General features: G+C 74.0%; 7 protein-coding genes. All 7 read left to right on the plus strand.

Annotated elements, in window-relative coordinates; translation table 11 throughout:
* The first annotated feature begins 362 nt into the window (after positions 1-362).
* Complete coding sequence (locus ABT106_RS28585; RefSeq protein WP_351283003.1) at positions 363-1,238, plus strand: cupredoxin domain-containing protein; 876 nt, start codon at positions 363-365, stop codon at positions 1,236-1,238.
* 193 nt (positions 1,239-1,431) lie between these two features.
* The gene (locus tag ABT106_RS28590) at positions 1,432-2,733 is read left to right on the plus strand and encodes a hypothetical protein (protein WP_351283006.1); all 1,302 of its coding nucleotides are present in this window, start codon (positions 1,432-1,434) and stop codon (positions 2,731-2,733) included.
* 36 nt (positions 2,734-2,769) lie between these two features.
* Positions 2,770-3,441, plus strand: a complete 672-nt coding sequence (locus tag ABT106_RS28595; protein ID WP_351283009.1) for a TetR/AcrR family transcriptional regulator — start codon at positions 2,770-2,772, stop codon at positions 3,439-3,441.
* 176 nt (positions 3,442-3,617) lie between these two features.
* A complete protein-coding gene (locus ABT106_RS28600; RefSeq protein ID WP_351282994.1) occupies positions 3,618-5,819 on the plus strand; it encodes a molybdopterin oxidoreductase family protein in 2,202 nt (733 codons plus the stop codon).
* A 73-nt stretch (positions 5,820-5,892) separates the two neighbouring features.
* Positions 5,893-7,314, plus strand: a complete 1,422-nt coding sequence (locus ABT106_RS28605) for a CitMHS family transporter (protein WP_351282996.1) — start codon at positions 5,893-5,895, stop codon at positions 7,312-7,314.
* A gap of 100 nt (positions 7,315-7,414) precedes the next feature.
* A complete protein-coding gene (locus ABT106_RS28610; RefSeq protein ID WP_351282998.1) occupies positions 7,415-8,827 on the plus strand; it encodes an aldehyde dehydrogenase family protein in 1,413 nt (470 codons plus the stop codon).
* Positions 8,828-8,844: 17 nt separating this feature from the next.
* Positions 8,845-9,924, plus strand: coding sequence for a Zn-dependent alcohol dehydrogenase (locus ABT106_RS28615; protein ID WP_351283000.1), 1,080 nt, complete (start codon positions 8,845-8,847; stop codon positions 9,922-9,924).
* Positions 9,925-10,020 lie beyond the last annotated feature (96 nt).

The raw sequence follows: 10,020 nt of genomic DNA on the forward strand, positions 1-10,020 counted from the left end.
GACCGGCTCGCGGGGATGATCGCGTACGCCGCCCCGCTGCTGGTCCTCACCCGGGCCGAGATGGGCCGCGGGTTACCGCAGGACGTGCCCCAGCCCGAGTTTTCAACCCCGCCGCCCGCGGCGGGCCCGCCACCCGTTACCGCGGCCGGGCACGCCGCGCCCCGTGCGACGTCGCCCGGCGCGGGGGGCGTCCGGCACTCCGCCCCGGGGCACGCCGGTGCGGCCCCGCTCGCCGCCGGGGGCGGGCGGTGAGCGCGGCGGGAGCAGCGGCCGGCCCGCTCGCCGAGGACGTCCGGTGCGATGTCTGCCGCATCCCGCGCCCGGTACGCAGGGCGCGGCGCCGAGCCGCCCGTGCCGCGGCCCTGCTCACCCTCGTCCTGCTGCTCGGCGGCGGGGCGGCGGCGGGCTGTGGCGGGCGGGCCACCACCCACCACAAGCCCGGCACCGGCCACGAGGAGGCATCCGGCAGCGCGGGCACCCTGCTCACCACCGACGACGGCGCCGGACACCGGCTCCGCGAGGTACCGGGCGAGGGCGCGCCAAGGGTCCGCCTGACCGCCCGCCCGGACTCCGAGGACGGCTGGAACCTCCAACTGGCGGTGGAGAGGTTCGACTTCACCCCCGACAGCACCGGCGGCGCCGCCCTCCGGGGCGCGGGCCACGCCCACCTGGAGCTCGACGGCCGCAAACTGGCCCGGCTGTACGGCCCCTGGTTCCACCTGCCCGCCGCGCAGGTTTCCGAGGGCGCGCACACCCTGACCGTCCGGCTGTACGCCGACGATCACACCGCCTGGGCGGTGTCCGGCAAGCCGATCGAGGCGACCATCCCGCTGACCGGTGGCGGACAAGCCGCCGGTCACGGCCATGACGCCACCCCGCCGACGCCCCCGCCCACGCCCGCACCGACACCGACCCCCGGCCAGCCGTCCGGCCAAGCCCCTGGCCAGACCCGGGGCCAGACCCCGGGGCAGGCCGTGGACCGTACCGTCACGATCGCCGTCCGGGACGGCAAGGTCAGCCCCGCACCCGCGCGCACCGAGCTCAAGCGCGGCGAGCGCGTGGCCCTGCGCGTCACCAGCGACCGTGCGGACACGCTGCACGTCCACGGCTACGACAAGGAACTCACCCTGCCCGCGGGCCAAGAGGCCACCCTGGTCCTGACGGTCGAGCGCACCGGCCTCTTCGAGGTCGAGACCCACGCGTCCGGCCTCGTCCTGACCCAGCTCGTCGTCCGATGACTCCGCACCCGTCCCCCTGCCGGCCACCCAAGTCGGCTGGGCCGGAGCCGGCTGGGCCGGAGCCGGAGCCGGAGCCGGAGGCAGCGGCAGAGGTCCCGGCCCGGTCCGGCCGGGTCCGGGCGGCCCGGCGGTGACCCCCTTCGGGCCGGTAGCCGGTCCCGGCGTCGCGGGCGCCGGTGGCGGCGGCCAGGGCGTGGTCCTTCACCCGGCCGATCCGCTCACCGCACTCGCGCACGGGATCGGGTCCCAGCACGATCTGCCGATCTCTCCCTTCTACGCCTTCGCCGGTGCCTTCACCGCCCTGTTCGTCTCCTTCCTCGCGCTCGGTCTGCTCTGGTCCACCTCCCGCTTCCGCGGCGACCGGTCCGGGATCGCCCTGCCCGCCGCCCTCCAGCGGGTGGCCGACGCGCCTGCCACCCGTACCGTCCTGCGCGGATTCGGGCTCGCCGCCGCGTTGGCCGTCCTGCTGTACCTCCTCCTCGGCCCCGACGACCCCGCCCGCAACCCCGCTCCCGGCGCCGTCTACGTCCTCTTCTGGGTCGGACTCGTCCCCGCCTCCCTCCTCCTCGGCCCCGTCTGGCGCCTGCTCAACCCGCTCCGCACCCTGCACCGCGCGCTCTCCCGAGCCCTGCGCCGCCGTGGCCCCGACCGCCCCCTCCCCGCCCGGCTGGGGCAATGGCCCGCCGCCGCGGGCCTGTTCGGATTCACCTGGCTCGAACTCGCCGCCCCCGATCCCGCATCCACCACCACCCTCCTCATCGCCCTCGCCACCTACGCCACCGCCCAGCTGTTGCTCGCCGCCCGCTTCGGCGAGCGCTGGTTCGACGACGGAGACGCCTTCGAGGCGTACTCCGCCCTCCTTGCCCGTCTCTCCCCCCTCGGCCGTCGCGGTGACGGCCGCCTCGTTCTCCGCAACCCCTTCCACGGACTCGACGCGACACCCGAGCGGCCCGGACTCGTCGCCACCGTCTGCGTCCTGCTCGGATCCACCGCCTACGACGGCTTCTCCGACAACCCCTCGTGGATCAACGTCCTGCAGACCTCCCCCCTCGGCCGCACCCCCACGGCCACCCTCGGACTCCTCGCCGCCGTCGCCCTCGTCGCCACCCTGTACTGCCTGTGCGCGGCCGCCACCCGCCTCGTCAGCGGCCCGCACCCCGGCCCGCTCACCGCCTTCGCGCACTCACTCGTGCCGATCGCCCTCGGCTATCTCATCGCTCACTACTTCTCCCTTTTCGTAGTCGAAGGACCACGCACAGTAAGCATGGCATTCGGCACTGACAACGCCCCGGAACCCTTGCCGCCACTGGGTCCCGGCGGCCTCGCCGCCCTCCAGGTCGTCGCCGTCGTCACCGGCCACGTCCTCGGCGTCGTCGCGGCGCACGACCGGTCCGTGCGACTCTTTCCCCCCGCGAAAGCGGTGGCCGGTCAACTGCCGCTGCTCGCGCTGATGATCACGTACACCCTCGGGGGACTGAGCCTCCTGCTGAACTGAGCACCCCGCCGAACAGACGAAGCCAGGAGCGGCATGATGGATCCCGTGCCCCCCACCCCGTCCTCCCCGCCCCCGGCTCCCTCACTGCGCCGCACCCCCGTCCAGCAGCGCAGCGCCGAGCGGCTCGTCCGGATCCTCGACGCGTGCGCCGAACTGCTGGACGAGACCGGCTACGAGAACCTCAGCACCCGCGCGGTCGCCGTCCGCGCCGGCGTGCCGATCGGCTCGGTCTACCGCTTCTTCGGCAACAAGCGGGCCCTGGCCATCGCCCTCGCCCACCGCAACCTGGACCGGTACGCCGACGGCATCACGCACCGGCTCGCGGGCCTCCCCTCCACGCACTGGCGGCCGGTCGTGGACGCCGTGCTCGACGAGTACCTGGCCATGAAGCGCAGCGTGCCCGGCTTCGCGCTCGTGGACTTCGGGGTGCCCGCCCCGCCCGCCGACACCCCGCCCGCCGACGCGCCGCCCGCCGACGGGCCGGCGGCCGACCCCAACCGCCTGGTCGCCGTCCGCCTCACCGAACTGCTCAGCGCCCACCTCGGCCTGGCCCCCGACGCCACCCTGGAGCGGGCGGTCCTGGTCGCCGTCGAAGCCACGGACGCGCTGATCCAGCTGGCCTTCCGCGTCGACCCCGCCGGGGACCCCGGCATCGTGGCGGAGACCCGGGCGATGATGCACGCCTACCTGGCGCGCGTCCTGGACTGACCCCGCTTCCCTCCGCCCGCCCCGCGCCGTCCTCCGCCCCGGAGGACCCTGTCCACGCGCCCCGGCAGACCTCGCACCGGCAGACCCCTCCCCACCGTGCCTACCGGTCGGTATGCTCGGGGCGCCCGCGTGACCGCGACCGTGCCCGTGCCGCAGCCTGCCGCCCTGGAGGGCCCATGCCCCGCACCGCCCTGCGCATCTGCCCCCTCTGTGAAGCCACCTGCGGCCTCACCCTCACCATCGACGGCGCCGCCGTCACCGGCGCGCGCGGCGACCGGGAGGACGTCTTCAGCCGCGGTTTCATCTGCCCGAAGGGCGCCGCTTTCGGGCAGCTCGACGCAGACCCCGACCGGTTGTGCCGGCCCCTCGTGCGCCGGGACGGCAGGCTCCGCGACGCCACGTGGGAAGAGGCGTACGACGCCATCGCCGCCGCCGTCCCCGCCCTGCTGGGGGAGTACGGCGCCCAGTCCGCCGGCGTCGTCCTCGGCAATCCGAACGTCCACACCATGGCGGGCGCCCTCTACCCGCCGCTGCTCCTCAAGGCCCTGGGCACCCGCAACCTGTTCACCGCCAGCACGCTCGACCAGATGCCCAAGCACGTCTCCAGCGGACTGCTCTTCGGTGACCCGTTCGCCATCCCGGTGCCCGACCTCGACCGCACCGACTTCCTGCTTGTCCTGGGAGCCAATCCGGTCGAGTCCAACGGATCGCTGTGCACCGCGCCCGACTTCCCCGGCCGCCTCAAGGCGCTGCGCGCCCGCGGCGGCACCCTGGTCGTCGTCGACCCGCGCCGCACCCGCACCGCCCGGCTCGCCGACCGCCACCTCGCCCCCCGCCCCGGTAGTGACGCCCTGCTGCTCGCGGCCCTCGCGCACACCCTCCTCGCCGAGAAGCTCGCCGCGCCCGGCGCCGCGCTCGAGGACATCACCGACGGGCTCGGGGAACTCGCGGCCGCGCTCGGGAGTTTCACCCCTGAGGCCGTCGCACCCGCCTGCGACCTCACCGCCGCCGAGATCCGCACCCTCGCCCGGGAGCTGGCCGCCGCGCCCACCGCCGCCGTCTACGGGCGCATCGGCAGCTCCACCGTCGAGTACGGCACCCTCGCCAGCTGGCTGGTCGACGTACTGAACATCCTCACCGGCAACCTCGACCGGCCGGGCGGTGCCCTCTTCCCGCTCTCCGCCACGGCCGGCGCGCCCCGGCCGGCCGGTCCCGGACGGGGGTTCGCCCTCGGCCGCTGGTCGAGCCGGGTCAGCGGCCACCCCGAGGCCAAGGGCGAACTGCCCCTGGCCGCCCTCGCGGAGGAGATCGAGACGCCCGGCGACGGACGCATCCGGGTACTGCTCGCCATCGCGGCCAACCCCGTCCTGTCCGCACCCGACGGCGACCGGCTCGACCGGGCGCTGGCCGGGCTCGACTTCATGGTCTCCGTCGACCCCTACCTGAACGAGACGTCGCGCCACGCCCACGTCGTGCTGCCCCCGCCGCCGCCCGCCCAGAGCGCGCACTTCGACTTCGCCTTCAACGGGTTCGCCGTACGCAACCAGGCGCGCTACTCGCCCGCCGCCATGCCCCTGGAGGCGGGACGGCTGGACGAGTGCGAGATCCACGCGCGCCTGGTCCTCGCCGTCGGGGGGCTCCACGGCGCCCCGCCGGAAGCGGTCGACGAGCGCGTCATCGCCGACACCCTCGCGCGGGCCGTCGGCGACCCCCGCTCGCCGCTGCACGGCCGCGACCCGGACGAGGAGGCCCGTCTCCTGTCCGGCCGGACCGGTCCCGAGCGGCGGCTCGACCTGATGCTGCGCCTCGGCCCGTACGGACTCACCCTCGACGACCTCCGCCAGAGCCCGCACGGCATCGACCTGGGCCCGTTGCGTTCCCGGCTCCCGGGCCTGCTGAAGACGCGCAGCGGCAGGATCGAGCTGCTGCCCGACCCCATCGTGACCGAGCTGCCCAGGCTCCGCGCGGCGCTCGCCGAACGCCCCGCCTCCCTGGTGCTCGTGGGCCGCCGCCACCTGAGGTCCAACAACAGCTGGTTGCACAACGTCCCGGCCCTCGCCGGAGGTTCCAACCGCTGCACCCTGCACGTCCATCCGCACGACGCCGACCGGCTCGGCCTCACGGACGGGGCACGGGCCCGGATCACCGCCGACGGCGGCAGCCTGGAGGTACCCGTCGAGGTCACCGACACCGTCCGCACCGGTGTCGTGAGCCTCCCGCACGGCTGGGGCCACGACCGCTCCGGGACCAGGCTCTCGGTCGCCTCCGCGGAGCCCGGCGTCAACGTCAACCAGCTCCTCGACGGGAGCCGGCTCGACCCGCTGTCCGGCACGGCGGTGCTCAACGGATTCCCCGTCGAGCTGGTACCCCTGCCCTGAGCTGGGGTTTTGCTCGTATTGCTCACGCTCAGACGTCTTGTTGGCGCAAGGAGGCGGCACCTACGTTCCCAGCATGCTGACCTTCCTCGGCTTTGCCATGATCGCGACCTTCCTGGTCCTGATCATGATGAAGAAAATGTCGCCCATCGCGGCGCTCGTCCTCATTCCCGCGCTCTTCTGCGTGTTCGCCGGACAGGGCGCGCAGCTCGGCGACTACGTCATCGACGGCGTCGGCAAGCTCGCGCCGACCGCCGCCATGCTGATGTTCGCCATCGTCTACTTCGGCGTGATGATCGACGTCGGCCTCTTCGACCCGATCGTGCGGGGCATCCTGCGCTTCTGCAAGGCGGACCCGATGAGGATCGTGGTCGGCACCGCGGTGCTCGCCGCCATCGTGTCGCTGGACGGTGACGGCTCGACCACCTTCATGATCACCGTCTCGGCGATGTACCCCCTGTACAAGCGGCTGGGGATGAGCCTCGTCGTCATGACCGGCGTCGCGGCCACCGCCAACGGCGTCATGAACACCCTGCCCTGGGGCGGCCCCACGGCCCGCGCCGCCACCGCCCTGAAGCTCGACGCCGGCGACGTGTTCGTGCCGATGATCCCGGCCCTCGCGGCCGGTCTGCTCTTCGTGTTCGTCCTCGCGTACGTCCTCGGGCTGAAGGAGCGCGGGCGGCTCGGCCCGCTGGCGCTCCCCGGCGGGCGGGAGCCGGCGGACGCCGAGGCGGACCGCCTCGTCCCGGCCGGAGCCGCCGCCTCGGCCGGGACGGCCGGGGCCACCCCCTCGGCCGGGGCCACCGCCCCCGCCGACGTCGAGGTGCCGGCCGGTGCCGAAGGCCCCGGCGACGGGTTCCAGGGGCTCGACCCGCACCGCGCCACCCTGCGCCCCCGCCTCTACTGGTTCAACGCCGGCCTCACCGTCGCCCTGCTCGCCGCGATGATCATGGAACTGCTGCCCATCCCGGTGCTGTTCCTCCTGGGTGCCGCGCTCGCCCTCACCGTCAACTTCCCCCACATGCCCGACCAGAGGGCCCGCATCGCCGCCCACGCCGACAACGTCCTGAACGTCGCCGGCATGGTCTTCGCCGCCGCCGTCTTCACCGGCGTCCTCACCGGCACCGGCATGGTCAAGGAGATGGCCGACTGGCTCGTCGGCGCCATCCCCGAGGGCATGGGCCCGCACATGGCCCTGGTCACCGGCCTGCTGAGCCTGCCGCTCACCTACTTCATGTCCAACGACGGCTTCTACTTCGGCGTCCTGCCCGTCCTCGCCGAGGCCGGCGCCGCCCACGGCGTCTCCCCGCTCGAGATCGCCCGCGCCTCCCTCGTCGGCCAGGCCCTGCACATGTCCAGCCCACTGGTTCCGGCCGTTTACGTCCTCGTCGGGATGGCCAAGGTCGAGTTCGGCGACCACACCCGCTTCACGGTAAAATGGGCGGCTTTGACCTCGCTCGTCGTTCTCGGGGCGGGGATGCTTTTCGGCATCATCTGATCCCGGCCACCCCTGGCGCTCATAAAACTACCGACGCTAGTTTGTAGGCTGTCCGGGAGGTCAGGTCCACGCGCTGGTGCGTGTTTCGGGAGGAACAGCCATGAAGGCCCACGACGGGATGTACATCGGCGGGGAATGGCGGCCCGCCGCCGGACGCGAACGGATCGAGGTCGTCAACCCCGCCGACGAGCAGGTCATCGCCGGGGTGCCGGCCGGCAGCGCCGAGGACGTGGACGCGGCCGTGCGCGCCGCCCGCGCCGCCTTCCCGGCCTGGGCGGCCACCCCGCCCGCCGAGCGGGCGGCACTGATCGGCGCCCTCCGCGACGTGCTGGCGGCCCGCAAGAAGGAGATGGCCGAGACCATCACCGCCGAACTCGGCTCCCCGAGCGGTTTCTCGGAGGCGGTCCACGTGGGCTCGCCGATCGCCGTGGCCTCCTCGTACGCGGAGCTCGCGGCCTCGTACGCCTTCGAGGAGCGGATCGGGACCTCCACCGTGCTGCTGGAGCCGGTCGGCGTCGTCGGGGCCATCACGCCCTGGAACTACCCGCTGCACCAGATCGTTGCAAAGGTGGCGCCCGCTCTCGCCGCCGGCTGCACCCTCGTCCTCAAGCCGGCCGAGGACACCCCGCTGACCGCACAGCTCTTCGCCGAAGCCGTGCACGAGGCGGGCATCCCGGCCGGGGTCTTCAACCTGGTGACCGGTACCGGTCCGGTCGCCGGCCAGGCCCTGGCCGCGCACGAGGGAGTCGACCTCGTCTCCTTCACCGGCTCGACCGCCGTCGGCCGGCAGATCGGCGCCACGGCCGGCGCCGCCGTCAAGCGGGTCGCCCTCGAACTGGGCGGAAAATCGGCCAATGTCATCCTGCCCGGGGCCGACCTGGCCAAGGCCGTCGCGACGGGCGTCGGCCACGTCATGAACAACACCGGCCAGAGCTGCAACGCGCTCACCCGCATGCTCGTCCACCGGGACCAGTACGAGGAGGCCGTCACCCTCGCGGCCGCCGCCGTCGCCAAGTACCCCACCGGCGACCCCCGCGACCCGGGTACCCGCCTGGGCCCCGTCGTCAACGCCAAGCAGCGCGACCGCGTACGCGGCTACATCACCCGGGGCATCGAGGAGGGCGCACGCCTCGTCGCCGGCGGCCCCGACGCGCCCCGGGAGCAGGGGTACTTCGTCGCCCCGACCGTGTTCGCCGACGTCACGCCCGACATGACCATCGCCCAGGAGGAGATCTTCGGCCCCGTGCTCTCGATCCTCGCCTACGGGGACGAGGAAGAGGCCCTGGCCATCGCCAACGGCACCGTCTACGGCCTGGGCGGCGCCGTCTGGGCAGCGGACGAGGAGACGGCCGTGGCCTTCGCGCGCCGCATGGACACCGGCCAGGTCGACATCAACGGCGGCCGCTTCAACGTGCTCGCGCCCTTCGGCGGCTACAAGCAGTCGGGCGTGGGCCGCGAGCTGGGCCCGCACGGCCTGGCCGAGTACCTCCAGACCAAGTCCCTGCAGTTCTGAACACGGAGACGACGACCATGGTCCGCGCCGCCATCCTGCCCGCCGTCGGAGCCCCGCTGGAGATACGGGAGATCGTGCTGCCCGACCCCGGCCCCGGACAGGTCCGGGTACGGCTCACCGCAGCCGGGGTCTGCCACTCCGACCTCTCCCTCACCAACGGCACCATGCGAGTGCCCGTACCCGCCGTCCTCGGGCACGAGGGCGCGGGCACGGTCCTCGCCGTCGGGGAGGGCGTCACGCACGTCGCCCCCGGCGACGGAGTGGTGCTCAACTGGGCCCCGTCCTGCGGAGAGTGCCATCACTGCACCATCGGCGAGGTCTGGCTCTGCGCCAAGGCCCTCTCCGGAATCGGCGCCGTCCACGCGCACGACGCGCAGGGCACCGAACTGCATCCGGGGCTGAACGTCGCCGCGTTCGCCGAGGAGACCGTCGTCGCGGCGAACTGCGTGCTGCCCGCGCCCGCCGGGATCCCGCTCGACGAGGCCGCCCTGCTCGGCTGCGCCGTCCTCACCGGCTACGGCGCCGTCCACCACAGCGCCCAGGTCTTCCCGGGCGAGTCCGTCGCCGTCTTCGGCGTCGGCGGTGTCGGCCTGGCCGCGCTCCAGGCCGCCCGGATCGCGCAGGCGGGCCCGATCGTGGCCGTCGACGTGTCCCCGGACAAGGAGGAGCTGGCCCGCGCGGCCGGCGCCACGGACTTCGTCCTCGCCTCCGACACCACGGCCAAGCAGATCCGCGCGCTGACCGGCGGACACGGCGTGGACGTCGCCGTCGAGTGCGTCGGCCGGGCGGAAACCATCCGGGGCGCCTGGGAGTCCACCCGGCGCGGCGGCCGCTCCACCGTCGTCGGCATCGGCGGAAAGGAGCAGCAGGTCACCTTCCACGCGCTGGAGCTCTTCCACTTCGCCCGCACCCTGACCGGCTGCGTCTACGGCAACAGCGACCCGGCCCGCGACCTCCCGGTGATCGCCGAACACGTCCGCGCGGGCCGCCTCGACCTCGGCCTCATGGTCACCGACCGCATCACCCTCGACGGCATCCCGGCCGCCTTCGACGCCATGCTCGCGGGCAAGGGCGGCCGCTCGCTGGTCGTCTTCTAGGCCCCGCCGCACGGCGGCACCGGCGCGGCACGGCCGGCGGGGCGAAGGAGACCTGCGAACCCGCGGGCATACGGGACTTCGAGGGGCGCTCCTTCC

Source organism: Streptomyces sp. NPDC002044, from assembly GCF_040296725.1.
Classification (GTDB): Bacteria; Actinomycetota; Actinomycetes; order Streptomycetales; family Streptomycetaceae; genus Streptomyces; species Streptomyces antarcticus.

Coding starts and splice junctions, on each gene's coding strand:
- ABT106_RS28600 (WP_351282994.1), top strand. CDS start 3,618: ATGCCCCGCACCGCCCTGCGCATCTGCCCCCTCTGTGAAGCCACCTGC.
- ABT106_RS28615 (WP_351283000.1), top strand. CDS start 8,845: ATGGTCCGCGCCGCCATCCTGCCCGCCGTCGGAGCCCCGCTGGAGATA.
- ABT106_RS28605 (WP_351282996.1), top strand. CDS start 5,893: ATGCTGACCTTCCTCGGCTTTGCCATGATCGCGACCTTCCTGGTCCTG.
- ABT106_RS28595 (WP_351283009.1), top strand. CDS start 2,770: ATGGATCCCGTGCCCCCCACCCCGTCCTCCCCGCCCCCGGCTCCCTCA.
- ABT106_RS28610 (WP_351282998.1), top strand. CDS start 7,415: ATGAAGGCCCACGACGGGATGTACATCGGCGGGGAATGGCGGCCCGCC.